Origin of the sequence: Janibacter melonis (assembly GCF_003721155.3) — a bacterium.
In the GTDB taxonomy this organism is placed as follows: domain Bacteria; phylum Actinomycetota; class Actinomycetes; order Actinomycetales; family Dermatophilaceae; genus Marihabitans; species Marihabitans melonis.
On sequence record NZ_CP044548.2, the window covers coordinates 3,176,667 to 3,195,755 of the forward strand.

The 19,089-nt window shown below is 72.5% G+C and carries 21 protein-coding genes and 1 pseudogene; 12 read left to right on the top strand and 10 right to left on the bottom strand.

What is annotated here, in order from left to right; genetic code table 11:
• The first annotated feature begins 47 nt into the window (after window positions 1–47).
• Entirely contained in the window at window positions 48–767 is a 720-nt protein-coding gene (gene nth, locus EEW87_RS15270; protein WP_224766759.1) for an endonuclease III, read from the top strand.
• Window positions 764–1,438: an NUDIX hydrolase gene (locus tag EEW87_RS15275; protein WP_123091356.1), complete on the top strand. Its 675-nt coding sequence runs from the start codon at window positions 764–766 to the stop codon at window positions 1,436–1,438. The genes nth and EEW87_RS15275 overlap by 4 nt, the downstream gene beginning before the upstream one ends.
• A 43-nt stretch (window positions 1,439–1,481) precedes the next feature.
• Here EEW87_RS15275 and EEW87_RS15280 read toward each other — a convergent pair whose 3' ends face one another.
• The 3 genes from EEW87_RS15280 to EEW87_RS15290 all read right to left on the bottom strand — a co-directional run bounded on the left by EEW87_RS15280 (window position 1,482) and on the right by EEW87_RS15290 (window position 3,759).
• The gene (locus EEW87_RS15280; RefSeq protein WP_236571928.1) at window positions 1,482–2,297 is read right to left on the bottom strand and encodes an alpha/beta fold hydrolase; all 816 of its coding nucleotides are present in this window, start codon (window positions 2,295–2,297) and stop codon (window positions 1,482–1,484) included.
• A gap of 107 nt (window positions 2,298–2,404) precedes the next feature.
• Window positions 2,405–2,851 carry a phage holin family protein gene (locus EEW87_RS15285; protein WP_123091580.1) on the bottom strand — a complete coding sequence of 149 codons (447 nt, stop codon included), beginning with the start codon at window positions 2,849–2,851 and terminating at the stop codon, window positions 2,405–2,407.
• A gap of 83 nt (window positions 2,852–2,934) precedes the next feature.
• The gene (locus EEW87_RS15290) at window positions 2,935–3,759 is read right to left on the bottom strand and encodes a glycerophosphodiester phosphodiesterase family protein (RefSeq protein WP_123091355.1); all 825 of its coding nucleotides are present in this window, start codon (window positions 3,757–3,759) and stop codon (window positions 2,935–2,937) included.
• 154 nt (window positions 3,760–3,913) lie between these two features.
• Here EEW87_RS15290 and EEW87_RS15295 point away from each other — a divergent pair, with 154 nt between their 5' ends.
• On the top strand, window positions 3,914–4,093 hold the full coding sequence (locus EEW87_RS15295; RefSeq protein WP_123091354.1) for a hypothetical protein: 180 nt from the start codon (window positions 3,914–3,916) through the stop codon (window positions 4,091–4,093).
• An 82-nt stretch (window positions 4,094–4,175) separates the two neighbouring features.
• On the opposite strand, the gene acs is transcribed toward EEW87_RS15295, so the two are convergent.
• Window positions 4,176–6,116 carry an acetate--CoA ligase gene (gene acs / locus EEW87_RS15300; RefSeq protein WP_123091353.1) on the bottom strand — a complete coding sequence of 647 codons (1,941 nt, stop codon included), beginning with the start codon at window positions 6,114–6,116 and terminating at the stop codon, window positions 4,176–4,178.
• Between the two features lie 252 nt (window positions 6,117–6,368).
• Here acs and EEW87_RS15305 point away from each other — a divergent pair, with 252 nt between their 5' ends.
• The 6 genes from EEW87_RS15305 to EEW87_RS15330 all read left to right on the top strand — a co-directional run bounded on the left by EEW87_RS15305 (window position 6,369) and on the right by EEW87_RS15330 (window position 11,491).
• Complete coding sequence (locus EEW87_RS15305; RefSeq protein WP_123091579.1) at window positions 6,369–7,346, top strand: Bug family tripartite tricarboxylate transporter substrate binding protein; 978 nt, start codon at window positions 6,369–6,371, stop codon at window positions 7,344–7,346.
• The gene (locus EEW87_RS15310; protein ID WP_123091352.1) at window positions 7,343–7,885 is read left to right on the top strand and encodes a tripartite tricarboxylate transporter TctB family protein; all 543 of its coding nucleotides are present in this window, start codon (window positions 7,343–7,345) and stop codon (window positions 7,883–7,885) included. The genes EEW87_RS15305 and EEW87_RS15310 overlap by 4 nt, the downstream gene beginning before the upstream one ends.
• An 11-nt stretch (window positions 7,886–7,896) precedes the next feature.
• Window positions 7,897–9,390, top strand: a complete 1,494-nt coding sequence (locus EEW87_RS15315; protein ID WP_123091351.1) for a tripartite tricarboxylate transporter permease — start codon at window positions 7,897–7,899, stop codon at window positions 9,388–9,390.
• Window positions 9,391–9,399: 9 nt separating this feature from the next.
• Window positions 9,400–9,789: a universal stress protein gene (locus EEW87_RS15320; RefSeq protein WP_123091350.1), complete on the top strand. Its 390-nt coding sequence runs from the start codon at window positions 9,400–9,402 to the stop codon at window positions 9,787–9,789.
• A gap of 298 nt (window positions 9,790–10,087) precedes the next feature.
• Window positions 10,088–11,014, top strand: coding sequence for a phenylalanine 4-monooxygenase (locus EEW87_RS15325; protein ID WP_123091349.1), 927 nt, complete (start codon window positions 10,088–10,090; stop codon window positions 11,012–11,014).
• Window positions 11,015–11,023: 9 nt separating this feature from the next.
• Window positions 11,024–11,491, top strand: a complete 468-nt coding sequence (locus EEW87_RS15330) for a hypothetical protein (RefSeq protein WP_123091348.1) — start codon at window positions 11,024–11,026, stop codon at window positions 11,489–11,491.
• On the opposite strand, the gene EEW87_RS15335 is transcribed toward EEW87_RS15330, so the two are convergent.
• A complete protein-coding gene (locus EEW87_RS15335; RefSeq protein WP_240341616.1) occupies window positions 11,479–12,081 on the bottom strand; it encodes a TetR family transcriptional regulator in 603 nt (200 codons plus the stop codon). The genes EEW87_RS15330 and EEW87_RS15335 overlap by 13 nt on opposite strands.
• A 119-nt stretch (window positions 12,082–12,200) precedes the next feature.
• Between EEW87_RS15335 and EEW87_RS15340 the strand changes: the two genes are divergently transcribed.
• The 3 genes from EEW87_RS15340 to EEW87_RS15350 are packed head-to-tail and all read left to right on the top strand — an operon-like array spanning window position 12,201 to window position 14,091.
• A complete protein-coding gene (locus tag EEW87_RS15340; protein ID WP_123091347.1) occupies window positions 12,201–12,794 on the top strand; it encodes a biotin transporter BioY in 594 nt (197 codons plus the stop codon).
• On the top strand, window positions 12,794–13,483 hold the full coding sequence (locus EEW87_RS15345; RefSeq protein ID WP_123091346.1) for an energy-coupling factor ABC transporter ATP-binding protein: 690 nt from the start codon (window positions 12,794–12,796) through the stop codon (window positions 13,481–13,483). Before EEW87_RS15340 ends, EEW87_RS15345 begins: the two co-directional genes overlap by 1 nt.
• Window positions 13,480–14,091 carry a CbiQ family ECF transporter T component gene (locus EEW87_RS15350; protein ID WP_224766761.1) on the top strand — a complete coding sequence of 204 codons (612 nt, stop codon included), beginning with the start codon at window positions 13,480–13,482 and terminating at the stop codon, window positions 14,089–14,091. The genes EEW87_RS15345 and EEW87_RS15350 overlap by 4 nt, the downstream gene beginning before the upstream one ends.
• Window positions 14,092–14,165: 74 nt before the next feature.
• On the opposite strand, the gene EEW87_RS15355 is transcribed toward EEW87_RS15350, so the two are convergent.
• The 5 genes and pseudogenes from EEW87_RS15355 to EEW87_RS15375 form a co-directional block, all read right to left on the bottom strand.
• Entirely contained in the window at window positions 14,166–15,803 is a 1,638-nt protein-coding gene (locus tag EEW87_RS15355; protein ID WP_123091577.1) for a solute symporter family protein, read from the bottom strand.
• Between the two features lie 95 nt (window positions 15,804–15,898).
• Window positions 15,899–16,228, bottom strand: a pseudogene (locus EEW87_RS15360) (DUF485 domain-containing protein); the annotation flags it as partial.
• Between the two features lie 172 nt (window positions 16,229–16,400).
• Entirely contained in the window at window positions 16,401–17,933 is a 1,533-nt protein-coding gene (locus EEW87_RS15365) for a sodium/solute symporter (protein ID WP_318825920.1), read from the bottom strand.
• A gap of 22 nt (window positions 17,934–17,955) precedes the next feature.
• Window positions 17,956–18,327, bottom strand: coding sequence for a hypothetical protein (locus EEW87_RS15370; protein WP_192826138.1), 372 nt, complete (start codon window positions 18,325–18,327; stop codon window positions 17,956–17,958).
• The gene (locus EEW87_RS15375; protein WP_123091345.1) at window positions 18,324–19,082 is read right to left on the bottom strand and encodes a LytR/AlgR family response regulator transcription factor; all 759 of its coding nucleotides are present in this window, start codon (window positions 19,080–19,082) and stop codon (window positions 18,324–18,326) included. The genes EEW87_RS15370 and EEW87_RS15375 overlap by 4 nt, the downstream gene beginning before the upstream one ends.
• Between the last annotated feature and the right edge of the window lie 7 nt (window positions 19,083–19,089).

Consider the following 19,089-nt stretch of genomic DNA (forward strand, 5'->3'; position numbering starts at 1 on the left):
GGGCAGTGTGCCATGCACCGTCGGTGGCGGCCCGTAGTGTGCGAGATGTGTCTGCGCCCCTCGAGACGCCCCTCGCCCGGACCCGCCGCGCGCGCAAGGGGTACCGCCTGCTCCACGACCGATACCCCTACGCCCACTGCGAGCTCGACTTCGAGACGCCGCTCCAGCTGCTCGTCGCGACGATCCTCTCGGCGCAGACGACGGACGTCGGGGTCAACAAGGTGACGCCGGTGCTCTTCCGTCGCTACCCGACCGCCGCCGACCTCGCCGCGGCCGTCCCGGAGGAGATGGAGGAGATCCTGCGCCCGACCGGCTTCTACCGGGCCAAGACGCGCTCCGTCATCGGTCTGGGCCAGGCGCTCGTCGCCGACCACGGCGGTGAGGTGCCCGGGCGGCTCGACGAGCTGGTCAAGCTCCCGGGCGTGGGGCGCAAGACCGCCAACGTCGTGCTCGGCAACGCCTTCGGGGTGCCGGGCATCACCGTCGACACCCACTTCGGCCGGGTCGCCCGGCGGCTGGGCTGGACCGACGAGAGCGACCCCGTCGTCGTCGAGCAGGAGATCGGCGCGATCTTCCCCCGGCGCGACTGGACGATGCTCAGCCACGTCCTCATCTTCCACGGCCGGCGCACCTGCCACGCCCGCAAGCCCGCGTGCGGGGCCTGCCCCGTCGCGCGCATCTGCCCGTCCTACGGCGACGGCGAGACCGACCCGGCGAAGGCGGAGAAGCTGCTCAAGTACGAGCTCGCCCCGAAGAAGGACGCATGAGCCGGCCCCCCGCATGGGTCGAGCAGATCGTCCCGAGCATCCTGGACGACCTGCCCGAGTGGTTCACCCGCTTCGCCCCGCCGGACGACCCCGGCCGCAGCTCGGCGGTCCTCATGCTCCTCGGCCCGCGCCCCGGCAGCGACCCCGACGACCCGGTCGTCGAGGTCGTCCTCACCGAGCGCTCCGCCGAGCTGCGGTCGCACGCGAGCCAGGTCTCCTTCCCTGGCGGGCAGGTCGACCCCGGCGAGGACGCCCCGACGGCGGCCATCCGCGAGGCGCAGGAGGAGGTCGGCCTCGACCCCGCGAGCGTCGACGTCGTCGGCACCCTGCCCCCGCTCTACCTCACGCCGAGCCGCAACTCCGTGACCCCGGTGCTGGCCTGGTGGCGCGAGCCGCACGAGCTGCACGTCGCGTCCCCGGTCGAGGTCGCGAGCATCGAGCGCGTCGCCGTCGCCGACCTCGTCGACCCGGACAACCGCTTCACCGTCCGGGTCGGCGACGAGTACGAGGGCTTCGGATTCGGCGTGCACGACCTCTACGTGTGGGGCTTCACCGCGCACCTGCTCGACATGCTCCTCACGGCTGGCCGGCAGACCCGTGACTGGGACGCCGAGGTCGTGCGCCCGCTGCCGTGGAAGTACCTGCGCCCCTTTGTCGAGCGCCGCGCCTGACCTGATCCGAGGCCCGGGACCTCGGGCTCAGACGGGCTCGGGGTCAGGCGGGCTCGGGCGGGCGCACCGTGGCCAGCCAGGACAGCAGGGTGGCGGTCAGCTCGGCGGGCCGCTCCTCGTGCACGAAGTGCCCCGCGCCCGGCACGGTGACGAGCTGCAGCGGCCCGCGCACGAAGCGGGCGCTGTCGTTGGCGAGCGAGGGCAGGACCGCGGGGTCCTCCTGCCCGTGCACCGAGAGCACCGGCACGGTGATCGGCGCCTTGATGCGGTGCATGTAGCGCCAGCCGTTCGGCGTGACCCGTGAGCGCACCATCCACGAGTGGTACTCGTCGGCGGCGTGCTCGACGAAGGGCAGGGTCATCATCTCGGCGCACCGGGAGACCACCTCGTCGTCGAGCCAGTCCTGCTGCGGACCGGACCACTGGCGCAGGTGCTGCTCGACGGTCCGGGTGCCCGAGATCCACCGGTCGGGGGCGAAGGGGGAGCCGAGCGCCCGGGCGTAGATCGTCGCCTGGCGGTGACGACCGATCCGCCACGCGGCGGCCCGGAAGACCGCTGGGTGGGGCATGCCGAGGGAGGCGACGGCGGTGGTGACGCGGGGGTGCATGCCCGGCATCGACCAGGCCATGCTGCCGCCGAGACCGTGACCGACGACGACCGCCTCCGACGCCCCGAGAGAGCGGATGACGGCCGCGACGTCGTCGCACACGGTGAGCGGGTCGTACCCGCCGGGGGGCTTGTCGGAGGCGCCGAAGCCGCGCAGGTCGAGCGCGGCGACGCGGTACCCGGCCTGCGCCAGCGCCGGGATCTGCGCGCGCCAGGCCCACCAGAACTGCGGGAAGCCGTGCAGGAGCAGCACGAGGGGCCCGCGCCCGGCGACGGCGAGGTGGAAGCGCGCGCCGTTGGCGGCGACGAAGCGGTGCTCCCAGGGACCCTCGACGAGAGCCGCCTGGGAGTCGGGCGTGCTCAGCGCCCCGGCTTGATCGCCTCGACGGTCTCCTGGGCGTTGCGGATCGCCTTCTTCGGCACCGGCTTGGCCTTGGTCACCGTCTTGTAGCCGACGAGGCCGAGGACCCCGGCGACGACGAAGAGCAGCGCGGTGGTGATGAGGTAGCCCGCCCACACCGGCAGCCAGATCGCGATGACCTGGGCGATGGTGTGGAAGAGGAAGATCAGGCCGAGCAGTCCGATGAAGGCCGCCGCGCCGAGCAGACCGGCGCCCTTGCCGCCGATCTTCAGGCCGGCGGTGACCTCCGACTTCGCGAGCTGGATCTCGTTGCGCACGATGGCGGAGACGTCGTGGCTGACGTCGGCGACGAGCTGGCCGACGGTGCGCTCGCCCTCACCGGGGGCGGGCTCGCCGACGAGTCGACGCGCCGAGCGGTCGATGGTCTCCTGGCGGTCGTGGTCCATGCGGTCGAGGGTGCCCAAGGCTCTCTCCTGGCGTGAGGTCGTGCGTGCGACGGACCGGGGTCCGTCCTGTCTTCGGCGCAACCCTACCCGCGAGCCCCCACCTCGTCGGGCCAGCCGATCCGGCCTTCTCCCGGCCACGACCCGCGCTCGATCATCACCTCGCTGAGCACGTCCGGGCGGTCGCTGATGAGCCCGTCGACACCCATGTCGAGCAGGTGGTGCATCTGCGCGGGGTCGTCGACGGTCCACACGACGACCCGCACCCCGAGGCGGGCGGCGCGGCGCACGAGGGCGGCGGAATGCACGGGCACCCGGCCGAGGTGGAGCGGCACGTGGGCGAAGCGTCCCTGGACGAGCCGGGCGGGGACCGGGGCGCCCGCGCGGCTCGTCGAGATGAGCGTCGTCAGCGAGCGCCACCCGAGCGCGGTCTGCACGTGCGGCGCCTGCGAGCGCAGCAGCTCGAGCCAGCCGTCCCAGGCGCCGGCGACGCACACGCGCCGCCCGTAGTCCTCGCGCCGCAGCAGCCGCGCCATCGGCGCGATCGCCGCGCGGTCCTTGAGGTCGACGGTGAAGCACGCCTCGGGGAAGGTCTCGAGGGCCTCGGCCAGCGAGGGGATGGGGGCCAGGGTGCCGTCGGCGCCGCGGACGAGCACCGCGTCGAGCTCCGCGCGGGTGCGCTGGGCGAAGGGGCCGGAGCCGGTCGTCACGCGCTGCAGGCCCTCGTCGTGGAAGCACATGAGCTCGCCGTCGGCGGTGAGCCGCACGTCGGTCTCGAGGTAGCGCACGCCGAGCACGACGGAGCGGCCGAAGGCGGCGAGGGTGTTCTCGGGGGCCAGCGCGGCGCCCCCGCGGTGCGCGATCGCCAGGGGGGCGTGCTGATCTCCGTACCGAGGGACAGGGCCGCTCATGGCACTCATGCTCCCGGGCGCGAAGGGGGAGGCGCCACCCCTTCGCCCCCGGGCACCGAGGAGTTCACCCAGGGTTCGGCGGCTGCTCGCACGGACCACCCCGCACGGGCGGTGGTTGACTGACGAGACCACCCACCGACGGCAGGAGAGCCCCATGAGCGAGCGCCCCGAGCAGCACGAGACCGCCTACTCCGAGCACGCCGACGACACGGAGGCACCCCAGCCGCCGCAGCCGGGTCCGGGCGAGGACCAGCCCACCCGGGCCGAGACCTCGTACTCCGAGCACGCCGACGACGAGAGCGCGCCGGAGGGGCCCGAGGCCCACCCGTCCTGACCCGCCCCCGAGCACCCGCGAGGTATGGCAGAAGGCCCCGATCCGTCGCCGGATCGGGGCCTTCTGCCATACCTCGGCGAGGCTACTTCTTCAGGCCGTCCTGGATCTGGCCCATGACCGAGGAGTCGGCGAGGGTCGTCACGTCGCCGACCTCACGGTTCTCGGCGACGTCCTTGAGCAGGCGGCGCATGATCTTGCCCGAGCGGGTCTTGGGCAGCTCCGGCACGACGAGGACCTGGCGCGGCTTGGCGATCGGGCCGATCTCCTTGCCGACGTGGTTGCGCAGCTCCTGCACGAGGGCGTCGCCCTCCTCCTCCGCGCGCTGCGCGGCGTCGCCGCGCAGGATGACGAAGGCGACGGGAGCCTGGCCGGTCGTCTCGTCGTTGGCACCGACGACCGCCGCCTCGGCGACCGCGGGGTGGGAGACGAGCGCCGACTCGATCTCGGCCGTCGAGAGGCGGTGGCCGGAGACGTTCATGACGTCGTCGACGCGGCCGAGCAGCCAGATGTTGCCGTCCTCGTCGTACTTCGCGCCGTCGCCGGCGAAGTAGTACTTCGGGCCGAAGCGGCTCCAGTACGTCTCCTTGTAGCGCTCCTCGTCACCCCAGATGCCGCGCAGCATCGACGGCCACGGCTTGGTGAGCACGAGGTAGCCGACCTTCTCGGGCTCGGTGAAGGGCTTGCCCTCGTCGTCGAGGATCTCGGCGCTGATGCCGGGGATCGGGCGCTGCGCCGAGCCGGGCTCGAGCGAGGTGACGCCCGGCAGCGGGCTGATCATGATCGCGCCCGTCTCGGTCTGCCACCACGTGTCGACGATCGGGGCCGAGCCGCCGCCGATGTGCTCGCGGTACCAGCGCCAGGCCTCGGGGTTGATCGGCTCGCCGACCGAGCCGAGGACGCGCAGCGAGGACAGGTCGTACGTCGCGGGGATGTCGTCGCCCCACTTCATGAAGGTGCGGATCGCCGTCGGCGCCGTGTAGAGGATCGAGACGCCGTACTTCTGCACGATCTCCCACCAGCGGCCCTGGTGCGGGGTGTCCGGGGTGCCCTCGTAGATGACCTGGGTCGCGCCGTTGGCGAGTGGGCCGTAGACGATGTAGCTGTGGCCGGTGACCCAGCCGATGTCCGCGGTGCACCAGTAGACGTCGGTCTCCGGGTGCAGGTCGTGGACGACGGAGTTCGTGTACGCCGCCTGGGTGAGGTAGCCACCGGTCGTGTGGAAGATGCCCTTCGGCTTCCCGGTCGTGCCCGAGGTGTAGAGGATGAAGAGCGGGTGCTCGGAGTCGAAGGCCTGCGCCTCGTGGGTGTCGGCCTGGCGCTCGACGAGCTCGTGCCACCACACGTCGCGGCCCTCGGTCCACTCGACGTCGCCCTTCGTGCGCTGGACGACGAGGACCTTCTCGACCGGGCTCTCGTCGTCGCCGTGGTCGATCGCGGCGTCGACCGCGGCCTTGAGGGGAGCGGGCTTGCCGCGGCGGAACTGGCCGTCGGCGGTGATGACGACGCGGGCGTCGGCGTCGGCGATGCGGGTGTGCAGGGCCTCGGCGGAGAAGCCGCCGAAGACGACCGAGTGCGGGGCGCCGAGACGCGCGCAGGCGAGCATCGCGAAGACGGCCTCGGGGATCATCGGGAGGTAGATCGCGACCCGGTCACCGGTGCCGACGCCGAGCTCGACGAGGGCGTTGGCGGTCTTGGCCACCTCGCGCTGGAGGTCGGCGTAGGTGATAGTGCGGGTGTCTCCCCCTTCGCCCTCGAAGTGGATGGCCACCCGCTCGCCGTTGCCCGCGTCGACGTGCCGGTCGACGCAGTTGACGGAGGCGTTGAGCTCGCCGCCGACGAACCACTTCGCGAAGGGGGCGCCGCTCCAGTCCAGGGTCTGGTCGAAGTCCTTCGACCAGGTGATCCGCTCGCGGGCCTGCGCGGCCCAGAAGCCCTCGAAGTCGGCCTCGGCCTGATCGAACAGGTCCGCCTGCCCGTTGGCCTGCGCGGTGAGCTCTGCGCTCGGTGCGTAGCTGTCCGACACGTGTCCTCCTCGTTGAGTCCCGTGCCCGGTCGGCACGGCGTCAGTGTGCTGGCCTCACCCTGCCGCGCCTCCCGGCGAGCGCACAACACGGTCTCGGCCCCGGGCGACGGGCGGACCGCCCGGCGCGCCCAGCGGCCCAGACCGCCGGGCAGGGGGGGCCTCTGCAGGCACATCTCGACCATGTGACCGGGGGGTTGCCACTGGCGTGGACTCGAGGTGACGCGGGTCACCCTGTGGTGCACCATGTCCCGCATGCCTGGACAGATAGCGCGACGCAGCCTCCTGCTTGCAGGACTCGCTGCGCCGCTCGCGGCGTGCGGGGTCACCCGTCGCGAGGAGGGCGGCCCCGAGCGGCTGCGGATGATGATCCCCAACAAGCCCGGAGGCGGGTACGACGAGACCGGTCGCGCAGCGGTGAAGACCCTGGAGGACGCCGATCTCACCGCGCGCTTCGAGGTCTTCAACGTCACCGGTGCCTCCGGCACCGTGGCGATGGCCCAGCTCATCAACAACGCCGAGGCCACCGACCTCATGATGACGATGGGCCTCGGGGTCGTCGGTGCGGTGCGGACGAACAAGTCCGACGCGACCGTCGGTCGCGCCACCCCCATCGCCCAGCTCATCGAGGACGCCGAGGCCATCTACGTGCCGGCGGACTCCCCCTTCGCCACCATCGACGACCTCGTCACGGCGTGGACGAAGGACCCGGGCAAGGTCAGCGTCGGCGGCGGCTCCTCGCCGGGTGGCCCGGACCACCTCTTCCCGATGCAGCTCGCCCAGGCGCTGGACATCCCCGCCCGCCAGGTGAGCTACACCCCTTACGACGGCGGCGGCGACATGCTCCCGGCGCTGCTCGGCGGCAAGGTCGACATCGCGGCCTCCGGCGCGACCGAGTTCGACAAGGAGGTCGAGGAGGGGCAGCTGCGCGTCCTCGCCGTCTCCGGCGCGAAGGCCGTCGAGGGTCTCGACGCCCCGACCCTCAAGCAGAGCGACATCGACCTCGAGTTCACCAACTGGCGCGGCATCATCGGCCCGCCCGGGCTGCCCGCCGACCGCCAGGCGGAGTTCATCGAGCTGCTCACGACGATGCATGACGAGCCCGCCTGGGGCGAGGTGCTCAAGCTGCGTCAGTGGACCGACCGGTTCGTCACTGGCGACGACTTCGGCACCTTCCTGCAGGAGCAGGACACCCGCGTCGAGACGACCCTCAAGGAGCTGGGGCTGGTATGAGCACGAACGACCCGGCGGACGTCACGACGACGTCCGAGCAGCCCGCGCGGACGGGGGAGCGTGACCTCGGCCAGCTCGTCGTCGTGGCGGTGCTCGTCGTCCTCGGTCTGTACATGATCATCAGCACCTGGGACGTCGTCGCCGGCTTCGAAGGGGGAGACCCCCTCGGCCCGCGCTTCTTCGCCCTCTTCGTGGGGATCGGCCTGCTCGTGCTCGCCGCCCTCTACACGGTCTCGATCCTGCGCGGCGAGCGCGGCGAGGAGGAGGCCGGTGAGGACGTCGACCTCGAGGGCGGTGCGCACTGGCCGACGGTCGTCCAGCTCGTCGCCCTCGTCGCACTCAACGTCCTGCTCATCGACTTCCTGGGCTGGGCCATCACCGGCGCCCTGCTCTTCGCCGGCGGTGCGTGGATCATCGGGTCCCGCACGCCGGTGCGTGACCTCGCCATCGGAGCCGTCCTGTCGGTCGGCTCCTGGTACGCCTTCTACGTCGGGCTCGGGGTGCCGCTTCCCCCCGGTGTGCTCGACGGGATCCTCTGACAGGACGCCGCATGGACACCCTCAACCTGCTCATGGACGGCTTCAGCACCGCGCTGACGCCCCAGAACCTCATGTACGCCGCCATCGGCGTGCTCCTCGGCACCGCCGTCGGCGTGCTCCCGGGCATCGGCCCGGCCATGTCGATCGCGCTGCTCCTGCCGGTCACCTACTCCGTCGCGCCGGAGAGCGCGCTCATCATGTTCGCCGGCATCTACTACGGCGGCATGTACGGCGGCTCGACGACCTCGATCCTGCTCAACACCCCCGGTGAGTCGAGCTCGGTCATCACCGCGATCGAGGGCAACAAGATGGCCAAGGCCGGCCGCGCCGCCCAGGCCCTGGCGACCGCCGCGATCGGCTCCTTCCTCGCCGGCACGATCGGCACCCTGCTCATCGTCCTGTGCGCGCCCTTCATCGCCCGGGTCGCGGTCAACCTCGGCTCGCCCTCGTACTTCGCGCTCATGGTGCTCGCGATGGTCGCCGTGACCTCGGTGCTCGGCGCGAGCAAGCTGCGCGGGATGACCTCGCTCTTCCTTGGTCTGTCGATCGGGCTCGTCGGTGTCGACAAGCTCACCGGCCAGTCGCGCATGACCCTCGGCCTGCCCCTGCTGAGCGACGGCATCGACATCGTCGTCGTCGCGGTGGCGATCTTCGCCGTCGGCGAGATGCTCTGGGTCGCGGCCAACCTGCGCCGGGCGCCGGCCGAGATCATCCCCGTCGGGCGTCCCTGGATGGCGCGCAGCGACTGGGCGCGCTCGTGGAGGCCGTGGCTGCGCGGCACCGCCTTCGGATTCCCCTTCGGCGCGCTGCCCGCCGGTGGCGCCGAGGTGCCGACGCTGCTGTCCTACATCACCGAGCGCAAGCTCTCGAAGCACCCGGAGGAGTTCGGCAAGGGCGCCATCGAGGGCGTCGCCGGCCCCGAGGCCGCGAACAACGCGTCGGCGGCGGGCACGCTCGTCCCGATGCTCGCGATCGGCCTGCCGGTCAACGCGACCGCGGCGATCATGCTCGGCTCCCTCGAGAGCTACGGCATCGAGCCGGGGCCGGGGCTCTTCACCTCGAACCCGACGCTCATCTGGGGCCTCATCGCCTCGCTCTTCATCGCCAACACGATGCTGCTCGTGCTCAACCTGCCGCTCGCGCCGGTGTGGGCGAAGCTGCTGCGCACCCCCCGGCCCTACCTCTACGCGGGGATCCTCTTCTTCGCCTCGCTCGGCGCATACGCGGTCAACCTCCAGGCCTTCGACCTCGCGCTGCTGCTCGTCTTCGGTCTGCTCGGGCTGCTCATGCGCCGCTTCGGGCTGCCCGTGCTGCCGCTCATCATCGGCGTCATCCTCGGCCCCCGCCTCGAGCTCGAGCTGCGCAAGTCGCTGCAGCTGAGCGGTGGCGACTGGGGGACGCTCGTCGGCGAGCCCGTCGCGGTCGTCGTCTACATCGCCATCGCGCTGCTGCTCGTCATCCCCGTCGTGCTCAGCCGCCGTCGTCGTCCGACCACCGAGGCCTGAGGAGGCCCCATGCCCACCATCGTCGTCGCCTACACCCCCAACGAGCAGGGCGAGGCCGCCCTCGAGCGAGGCATCGAGGAGGCCGGGCTGCGCTCGGCCCGCCTCGTCGTCGTCAACGCGACGAAGGGGGAGGCCCTCGTCGACCCGCGCTACCTCTCCGACAGCGACGCGCCGCTTCTCGACGCCCGGCTCGCCGAGGCCGGGGTGGAGCACGAGATCGAGCGCGACCTCTCGGGCGACCCGGCCGACATCGTCGTCGACCGTGCTCGCGAGCTCGAGGCCGAGCTCGTCGTCATCGGCCTGCGCCGGCGCACCCCCGTCGGCAAGCTCGTCCTCGGCAGCGTCTCGCAGCGCATCCTGCTCGACGCGACCGTGCCGGTGCTCGCCGTGCACGTCTGAGGTCGCAGAGCGCGAGCTACGGCGCAGTACTGGTCGTGATCACGACCAGTACTGCGTGGTAGCCGGCACGCGACCACGCCCGGACCCGTCGCAGGCAGGACCTGCGGCGGGTCCGCGCGCGTCCGGGCGCGCACGCCGCCCGGCCTGGTCACCGTGACCAGCCGCGATGGCTCCCCCTTCGCCCCACCCTGGTCAACCTGACCACCGATCTCGCGCACACTCGCGCAGATCGTCCAGGAGTGGCACGGTGCACCCCACCGATGAGGTCACGACGGCGTGACCGGCGAGGAGGACTGCGATGTTCGAGGACGGCCAGCTGTACTCGCCCGTGACGATGCACGACGACGGGAGCGTCGAGGTCCACCTCGCCGACTCGCACCCGGGCAAGGACGACCCCGAGTACCTGCGGCGCCGTGGCGAGATCGCCGCCGCCGCGCTCACCTGGGACCGGGCCGGCGGTGCGCCGCTGCCCACCATCGACTACACCGACGCCGAGCACGAGATCTGGCGCGTCGTGAGCGCCGAGCTCGCCGCGAAGCACGAGCATCACGCGCACTCCGAGTACCTCTCGGCGAAGTCCGCCCTCGGCCTGCCGACCGACCACGTGCCCCAGCTGCACGAGGTGGGGGAGCGACTCGAGCCGCTCACCGGCTGGTCCTACATCGCCGCCCCCGGTCTGGTGCCGCTGCGCGACTTCTACGGAGACCTCGGTCGGAGCACCTTCAGCTCGACGCAGTACCTGCGGCACGCGAGCCGCCCGCTCTACACGCCCGAGCCGGACATCATCCACGAGGTCATCGGTCACGGGAACCAGCTCGCCAGCCCCCGCTTCGCCGCGATCACGCAGGCGGCCGGCGCGGCACTGACGCGCATGGAGAGCGAGACCGCGGCGAAGCTCGTCGCCGACGTCTTCTGGTTCTCCATGGAGTTCGGGGTCATGCACGAGGACGGCGACCTCAAGGCCTACGGCGCCGGGATCCTGTCGAGCTACGGCGAGATGGACGAGTACGCGCACATGGAGATCCGCGAGCTCGACCTCGCCGACATGGGCACGCTGAACTACGACATCACGGCCTATCAGCCGGTCCTCTTCGCCGCCCACGACCTCGGTCACCTCGAGGACGTCGTCGGTGCCTTCTTCGACAGCGCCGATGACGAGGCGTGCGAGCGGCTGCGTGCAGAAGCCCGGCGCCGAGGCCTGCTCGGAGAGGTCGCGCACGCCTAGGTTGGTGCTATGACGAGCGCCGAGGACCGCCCCGACCCGCAGCACGAGCGGCCGGAGGGCGTCGACGACGCGACGGTCTCGGCCCTGGGCAAGATCTCCGAGGCGCTCGAGGCCGTCGAGGTGGCTCGCGGCCACCTCTACACCTTCCACCGGATGAGCGGCACGGCCGACCTCACCCTCGGCGAAGGGGTGGACGCGCTGCGCGAGGCCGGTCATGGCGAGCTCGCCGACCGGGTCGAGCGCGAGATGGTCGGGCGCAACGTGCTCCACGGGCGCTGGAGCTTCCAGATCGTCGAGGAGTACGACGACGGCTACTACGAGACCTTCCGCCGGGTCGAGCGCGAGCTGCGCGAGGAGCTCGTCGGTGGCCGGCGACACCTCTTCGAGGCGGAGATGAAGGAGGACCGGCGCACCCACGGGAAGGCCGGTCACGAGGCCCGTCCCGTCGAGGGCGACGAGGGCGATCAGCCCGGCTGAGACCCGCCCGGTCGGCCGTCCTCGGCCAGCGCCCGCACCCCGGCGAGGACGATGCCCAGGCCGGTGGCGAAGTCGGCGGGGGTGTCGGCCGTGACGATGCCGGCGCGGGCCGCCTGGGCTCGGGACTGCTCGTCGTAGGCGTGCCCGTAGACGAAGTGCAGCACCGTGCGCCCCGCGGTCGTCACGTGCTCGGGCGGCACCCCCGCGGACTCGAGCAGCGCGTCGACCTCGGCGACCGGGGAGCGCCCACCCAGGCCGAAGGCCCACATGCTCATGACGACGTCGGCGCCGTCGGGGTAGGCGAGCACCGCCGCCCGGACGTCCTCGCAGCGCAGCCGCAGGGCGTCGAGCGGTCCGTCGTCAGCGCGTGGGCGCCGACGTGGACCGCGGGCGAGGATCTCGTCCGCGACGGCTCCGAGGAGGGCCTGCTTGCTCTCGACGTGGTGGTAGATCGCGCTCTGCTGCACCCCGAGCTCGGCGCCGAGAGCGCGCATCGTGAGATCGGGCAGCCCGACCCGGGCCAGGAGGTCCAGCGCCGCGGCGACGACATCGGCACGTCGGCGGACCGGGCGTCGGGTCGCTCCGGGCACGGGTCCCCCTTCGGATGGGTCGCGGGCGGGTGCGCGCCGCGTTGACGCCGCGCTCCGGTGACTCTAGCCTGAACGCCGTTCACCCCCGACTGAACGCCGTTCAGCCAACCGACAGGCAGATGATGACCACCCTCTCGAAGTCGCCGGTGCAGGCGCGCTCCACCACCGTCGACCTGGCGCTCGTCGCCTCCTTCGCCGCGCTCGTCGCGGTGTGCTCGATCCTCCCGGCGATCAACGTCTCGACCTTCGCGCCGATCACCCTGCAGACCTTCGGGGTCCTGCTCGCCGGTGCCGTGCTCGGGGCCCGGCGCGGTGTCCTCGCCGTCCTGCTGTGGATGGCCGTCGGCGCGATCGGCATGCCGGTCTTCGCGGGCGGCAAGGCGGGGCTGGGGGTCTTCGCCGGGCCCACCGGCGGTTACCTCGTCGGCATGGTCCTCGCCGTCGCGACCTGCGGTCTGCTTGTCGAGCGCCTCGCCCGTCGCGGGCGCGCGACCCAGCCGGTCCTCGTCGCCGCCGCGGGGATCCCCGCCCTCGTCGTCCTCCACGTCCTCGGCATCGTCGGGCTGCACCTGCGCGCGGACCTCTCCTGGTCGGCCGCCGCCGCCGTCGACGTCGTCTTCGTGCCCGGCGACCTCGTCAAGCTCGTCGCGACGGCGCTCGTCGCGGCCGCCGTGCACCGCGCCTTCCCGGCGCTGCTGCGCCGCGGCGCCTGATGGCCCGCATCACCCTCGACGGGGTGAGCGTGCGGCGCACGACCGCCGACGGCGAGATCGTCGCGCTGCACGACACGAGCGTGGTGCTCGCCGAGCGCCGGGTAGCGCTCGTCGGGCCCAACGGCGCCGGCAAGTCGACGATGGCGCGGCTCGTCAACGGTCTCGTCCCCGCGAGCAGCGGCACCGTGCGCGTCGACGACCTCGACGTCGCCGAGCACGGCCGCGAGGTGAGGCGCCGGGTGGCCTTCGCCTTCACCGACCCGCGGGCCCAGCTCGTCATGCCGACGGCGGGGGAGGACGTCGCCCTGTCGCTGCGCCGCTCGCACCGCGACAAGCACGCCCGGGCCGAGGCGGCGCGCGAGGCGCTGCGCGGCTTCGGTCTCGAGGACCTGCACGACCGCAGCGTCCACGCCCTCTCCGGGGGCCAGGCCCAGCTGCTCGCCCTGGCCAGCGTCCTGGCGACCCGGCCCGACGTGCTCGTGGCCGACGAGCCGACGACCCTGCTCGACCTCGGCAACGCCCGGCACGTCGCCGAGGTGCTCCTCGGCCTGCCGCAGCAGCTGCTGCTCGTCACCCACGACCTCGAGCTCGCCGCGCGCTGCGACCGCGCCCTGCTCGTGCGCGACGGGCGGGTCGCCGCCGACGGCGAGGCGGCCGAGGTCGTCGAGCACTACCGGCGCACCGCGTGAGCACTCTGCTCCTCGGGGCGCACCGCCCGGGCCGGACCGTGCTCCACCGGACCCCGGCGGGCGCGAAGCTGCTCGCCCTGGTCGTCGTCAGCCTCGTCCTCGCGGTCGTGCGCAGCTGGCAGCTCGCGGTGGTCACGCTCGTGGTCGCGCTGGCCCTCGCCGTGCTCGCGCGCACCCCGCTGCGCGAGCTCGGGCGCAGCCTGCGGGGCCTCGTCCTCGTCGCCGTGCTGCTCGGTGGCTGGCTCGTCGTGCAGTCCGGGTGGCCGCGCGCGGTCGAGACGGTCGGCGACCTGCTCGCCCTCGTCGTCCTCGCCGGGGTCCTCACGACGACCACCCCCGTCGACGCGATGCTCGACACCCTCGTCCGGGTGCTGCGCCCCCTTCGCCCGCTCGGCGTCGACGCCGAGCGGGTCGCCCTGGCCTGCTCGCTCGTGCTCCGGGCGGTCCCCGCGACCGTCGACCTGGCCCACGAGACCCGCGACGCCGCCCTCGCCCGCGGTCTCGAGCGCGACCTGCGCGCCCGGCTCACCCCCTTCGTCGTCCGGGTCGTCGCCGACGCGCACGCGACCGGCGAAGCCCTCCACGCGCGCGGCATCGGCGACGACTGACCCGCCCGACCTGCCGCGGGCACGACGAAGGGGGAGGCCGTGGCCTCCCCCTTCGCCCGTCCGATCAGGGACGATCAGTGCTCGATCGCCTCGGCCACGCCGTGACCGGTGAGGCTGCGCACCTCCATCTCGGCGTACTTCGCGCGGTTGAACTCGCGGCTCGTCACCGTGCCCAGCCAGCCGAGGAAGAACCCCAGCGGGATGGAGACGAGGCCCGGGTTGTCGAGCGGGAAGAGGTGGAAGTCGACGCCCTGGAGCATCGACGGGCTCTTGCCCGTCAGCGGGTCGACCGGCTTGCCGGAGACGACCGGGCTGAAGACGATCAGGCCGATCGCGGAGATGAGACCGCCGTACATCGACCACAGCGCGCCGCGGGTGTTGAAGCGTCGCCAGAAGAGGCTGTAGAGGATGGTCGGGAGGTTCGCGCTCGCGGCGACGGCGAAGGCCAGCGCCACGAGGAAGGCGACGTTCTGGTCCTTGGCGAGCATGCCGCCGAGGATCGCGATGATGCCGCCGCCGAGGGCCGCGTAGCGCGCCACCTTGACCTCCTGCTCGGAGGTGGCCTTGCCGTTCTTGAAGACCTGGTTGTACAGGTCGTGGGCGAAGGTCGCGCTCGTCGTGATCGTCAGACCGGCGACCACCGCGAGGATCGTCGCGAAGGCGATGCCCGAGACGATGCCGAGCAGGACCGATCCGCCGAGGGCGTTGGCGAGCAGCGGTGCCGCCGCGTTGGCCTTGCCCGGGGCGTTGGCGATCTCCTCCGGGCCGACGAGGGCGCCGGCGCCGTAGCCGATGACGAGCGTCAGCAGGTAGAAGCCGCCGATGAGCCAGATGGCCCACTCGACGGACTTGCGGGCCTGGCGGCTCGTCGGGACGGTGTAGAAGCGCTGGAGGACGTGCGGCAGACCGGCGGTGCCGAGCACGAGGGCGAGCGAGAGCGAGATGAAGTCGATCTTCGTCGTCGTGTTGACGCCGTACTTCAGCCCCGGGGTGAGGAGCTTCTCGCCGGCCGCGGGGTTGCGGTCGACGGCCTGCTGCATGAGCGAGGAGAGGTTGAAGCCGAACTTGCCGAGCACCCAGACGGTCATGATCGCCGTCGCGGTGATGAGCAGGACGGCCTTGATGATCTGCACCCAGGTGGTGCCCTTCATGCCGCCGATCATCACGTAGGCGATCATCACGACGCCGACGACGGCGATGACGATGTTCTGCGCGGCCGCGCCGTCGACGCCGAGGAGCAGCGAGACGAGGCCACCGGCGCCGGCCATCTGCGCGAGGAGGTAGAAGAAGGAGACCGCGAGCACCGAGGTGGCGGCGGCGACCCGGATGGGGCGTTGGCGCAGGCGGTAGGACAGGACGTCGGCCATGGTGAAGCGTCCGGTGTTGCGCATGAGCTCGGCGACGAGCAGCAGCGCGACGAGCCAGGCGACGAGGAAGCCGATGGAGTACAGGAAGCCGTCGTAGCCCTGCAGCGCGATGGCGCCGGCGATGCCGAGGAAGGACGCCGCCGAGAGGTAGTCGCCGGCGATGGCGATGCCGTTCTGGCGACCCGAGAAGGACGCGCCGCCGGTGTACATCTGCCCGGCGGTCTTCTTGCCGCCGGCGACCTTGATGACGATGGTCAGCGTCACGAGGACGAAGACGGCGAAGATCGAGATGTTGAGGGTCGGGTTGCCGACCGAGGTGGCGGCGACGGGGGTCAGTGCGATCACGGTGCTCACCTGCGGTCCTTGTCGTCGAGGCGCTCGGCCTCGAGCGCGCGCTCGACGTCACCCGGGGCCCAGTCGCCCGAGCCCTCGAAGTCGCGGCTCGCGCCCTGCTCCATCATCGCGCCGACGGCGTCGGCCTTCGGGTCGAAGGTGCGGTTGGCCCAGCGGGCGTACGCGAAGGTGATCGCGAAGGTCGTGACGAACTGGAGCAGGCCGAAGATCAGGCCGATCGTCACGTTGCCGGCGACCTTCGTGCCCATGAAGCCCGGGGCGAAGATCGACAGGAGCACGTAGGCGAAGTACCACGTGATGAAGAACGCGGTGACGGGGAAGACGAAGCCTCGGAAGCTGCGCCGCAGGTCGGCGAACTCCTTCGACTCCTGGACGGCGATGTAGCGCTCGCCGAGATCATGAGCCTCGTTGCTCATGGGGGATCACCTCCGGGTGTGGGTGACGCGCGCACATCGGCGTGCGCGGCTGGGCTCACCCTGACGGCGAGGGCAGGTCCGTGTCTCCTGCTGTGGCGCGTGGCGCGCCCGGTGGGCGCCGCCGCACGCCGTACGGCTGGTGGGTCGGCGACGAGCGGTCGGTCCGACGCGCTCAGCGGTCGGGGAGCACGGCCTCGGGGGTGTGCAGCCGGGCCATGACCGACGCGGTCGCGGCCGGCACCGAGCGTGGTGTGGCCAGCGAGACGCCGATCATGACGACGACCGCCAGCGGCGCCGACCACGCCGCGGGCGCCTCGAGCAGGGGGGCGGACCAGCCGCTCGTGCCGCCGCCGAGGATGTTCAGGCTCGCCGCGCCGATCGAGCAGACGCCGCCGACGAGGATGCCGGCCGCCGCGCCGGGCGGGGTGAGCCGGCGCCACCACACGCCGAGGATGACGAGCGGCGCGAAGGTCGAGGCGGCGATGGCGAAGGCGTGGCCGACGGCGAGCGAGATGCCGACCGGGTCGACGAGCTGGCTGATGACGAGCGGCACGAGGACGCCGACGACCGCGGCGACGCGGAAGGTCTGGACGGGGTGCGCGTCGCCGGCGGTGCGCCGCAGCACGACGCGGCGCAGGACGTCCTGGTCGAGGGCGCCGGCGACGGACAGGGCGAGCCCCGATGCGGTGGAGAGGAAGGCTGCGAAGGCCCCGCCGGCGAGCATCGCGGTGAGCACGTCGGCGCTCAGCCCGGGGACGACGGCCTGCGGCAGGCCGAGGACGACCTCGTCCGCGCGCACCCCGCCGGCCGGCAGGTACACGCGGCCGAGCACGCCGTAGACCGGGGGGAAGACGTAGAAGAGGCCGAGCAGGGCGAGCACGGCCACGGTCGTGCGGCGGGCGGCCCGGCCGTCGGGGTTGGTGTAGAAGCGCACGACGATGTGGGGCAGACCCATCGTGCCCAGGCACAGGGCGAGCAGGGTGCTGTACGTCGTGTAGAGCCGGTGGTCCTCGCGCGGGCCGGTGAGCGGCTCCCACCAGTGGTCGTCCGCCACGGGGGAGGGGGCGCCGTCGCGCAGCCAGACGAAGACGAGGACGAAGGCGGGCACGGCGATCGCCGAGAGCTTGATCCAGTACTGGAAGGCCTGGACGAGGGTGATCGAGCGCATGCCGCCGCCGACGACGCCCGCGGTGATGACGGCGGCGACGACGACCCCGCCGACCCACGTCGGCAGCCCGCTCACGTGCTGCAGCGCGAGCCCGGCCCCCTGCATCTGCGGCAGGAGGTAGAGCCAGCCGATGCCGACGACGAGACCGGCGCTCAGCAGGCGCACGGGCTGGGAGCGCAGCCGGACCTCGGCGAAGTCGGGCAGCGTGTAGGCGCCCGACCGGCGGAGGGGGGCCGCGACGAGGACGAGGAGGACGAGGTAGCCGATGGTGTAGCCGACCGGGAGCCACAGCATGTCGGCGCCCTGGGTGTAGACGAGACCGGCGACCCCCAGGTAGCTCGCGGCCGAGAGGTACTCGCCGCCGATCGCGCTCGCGTTGCGCCACGGGCTCACCGCCCGCCCCGCGACGTAGAAGTCGCTCGTGCCGCGGGCCAGGCGCATGCCGAGGACGCCCAGCGTCAGCGTCGCGACGCACACGAGGACGATGGCGCCGACGCTGGGCAGGCTCGCCCCCGTCGCCACCTCGGTCAGGCGCACCGCACCACCCCGTCGCCCCCGCTCACCGGTCGGCGACGACGTCGGCGAACTGCGCCTCGATCCGCTCCGCGGCCCGCGTGTACTGGCGCGCCGAGAGCACCGCCGCGGGGTAGACGAGCAGGCCGAGGACGAGCCACGGCAGCGGCAGACCGGCGACCTGGGCACCGCGCACCGCGGGCACGAGGGCGAAGAGAGCCGGCAGCAGGCCGAGGACGAGCGCGAGGCTGGCGACGACGGTGAGGGCCAGGCGCAGCTGCGCGCGCACGAGGGAGTCGAGGTAGGCGGCGCCGAGCGGGCTCTGCTGCCCGATCTCCTCGTGGAGGGAGGGCCGGCGCGGTCGGGTGGTACCCGTCCGGGTCCGGGTGACCCGGACCCGTTGAGGAGGATGGGTCACGGTCGCTCGCCGAGGCGCAGCAAGGTCGAGCGCAGGGCGCGGGTATGACGTCGTGAGACCTGCAGCTCGACGTCGCCGTCGACGACGACGGTGCACCGGCCCTGGTCCATGCGCACCTGGGTCACGTGGCGGGTCGAGACGATCGTGCTGCGGTGGATGCGCACGAAGCCGGCCTCGGACCAGCGCTCCTCGAGCGAGGCGAGCGGCACGCGCACGAGATGCGAGCCGGTCGCCGTGTGCAGCCGCGCGTAGTCGCCGTGAGCCTGGACGTAGCGGATGTCGGCCCGGGAGACGAAGCGGGTGACCCCGCCGAGCTCGACGGGGATCGTCTCGTCGTCGTCCTCGCCCGTGCGGTCGGCCCGCTCGATGCTCACGAGGCAGCGGCGCACGGCCTCGCCGATCCGCTCCTGGCGCACCGGCTTCATGACGTAGTCGACGGCGTCGAGGTCGAAGGCGTCCACCGCGTGCGCGTCGTGGGCGGTGACGAAGACGACGGCGGGCGGGTCGGCGAAGCGCTTGATGACCCGCGCGAGCTGCATGCCGTCGAGCCCGGGCATGGAGATGTCGCTGAAGACGACGTCGATGCTCTCGTGCTCGAGAGCCGCCAGCGCGGCGGTGCCGCTGGGGGCTGCGAGCACACGGGACACCCGTGGGTCCTGGTCGAGGACCCACGCGAGCTCGCCGCGAGCAGGCGCCTCGTCGTCGACGACGAGGACGACGAGGCCGTCGCCAGGTGCTTCGCTCCCTCCGGCCATGGGTGTC

What these genes read in the sequence shown, in the direction of transcription:
- EEW87_RS15275 (WP_123091356.1), top strand. Translation starts at nt 764, where the DNA reads ATGAGCCGGCCCCCCGCATGGGTCGAGCAGATCGTCCCGAGCATCCTG.
- EEW87_RS15285 (WP_123091580.1), bottom strand. Translation starts at nt 2,851, where the DNA reads ATGGACCACGACCGCCAGGAGACCATCGACCGCTCGGCGCGTCGACTC.
- EEW87_RS15290 (WP_123091355.1), bottom strand. Translation starts at nt 3,759, where the DNA reads ATGAGCGGCCCTGTCCCTCGGTACGGAGATCAGCACGCCCCCCTGGCG.
- EEW87_RS15295 (WP_123091354.1), top strand. Translation starts at nt 3,914, where the DNA reads ATGAGCGAGCGCCCCGAGCAGCACGAGACCGCCTACTCCGAGCACGCC.
- EEW87_RS15305 (WP_123091579.1), top strand. Translation starts at nt 6,369, where the DNA reads ATGCCTGGACAGATAGCGCGACGCAGCCTCCTGCTTGCAGGACTCGCT.
- EEW87_RS15310 (WP_123091352.1), top strand. Translation starts at nt 7,343, where the DNA reads ATGAGCACGAACGACCCGGCGGACGTCACGACGACGTCCGAGCAGCCC.
- EEW87_RS15315 (WP_123091351.1), top strand. Translation starts at nt 7,897, where the DNA reads ATGGACACCCTCAACCTGCTCATGGACGGCTTCAGCACCGCGCTGACG.
- EEW87_RS15320 (WP_123091350.1), top strand. Translation starts at nt 9,400, where the DNA reads ATGCCCACCATCGTCGTCGCCTACACCCCCAACGAGCAGGGCGAGGCC.
- EEW87_RS15325 (WP_123091349.1), top strand. Translation starts at nt 10,088, where the DNA reads ATGTTCGAGGACGGCCAGCTGTACTCGCCCGTGACGATGCACGACGAC.
- EEW87_RS15330 (WP_123091348.1), top strand. Translation starts at nt 11,024, where the DNA reads ATGACGAGCGCCGAGGACCGCCCCGACCCGCAGCACGAGCGGCCGGAG.
- EEW87_RS15340 (WP_123091347.1), top strand. Translation starts at nt 12,201, where the DNA reads ATGATGACCACCCTCTCGAAGTCGCCGGTGCAGGCGCGCTCCACCACC.
- EEW87_RS15345 (WP_123091346.1), top strand. Translation starts at nt 12,794, where the DNA reads ATGGCCCGCATCACCCTCGACGGGGTGAGCGTGCGGCGCACGACCGCC.
- EEW87_RS15375 (WP_123091345.1), bottom strand. Translation starts at nt 19,082, where the DNA reads ATGGCCGGAGGGAGCGAAGCACCTGGCGACGGCCTCGTCGTCCTCGTC.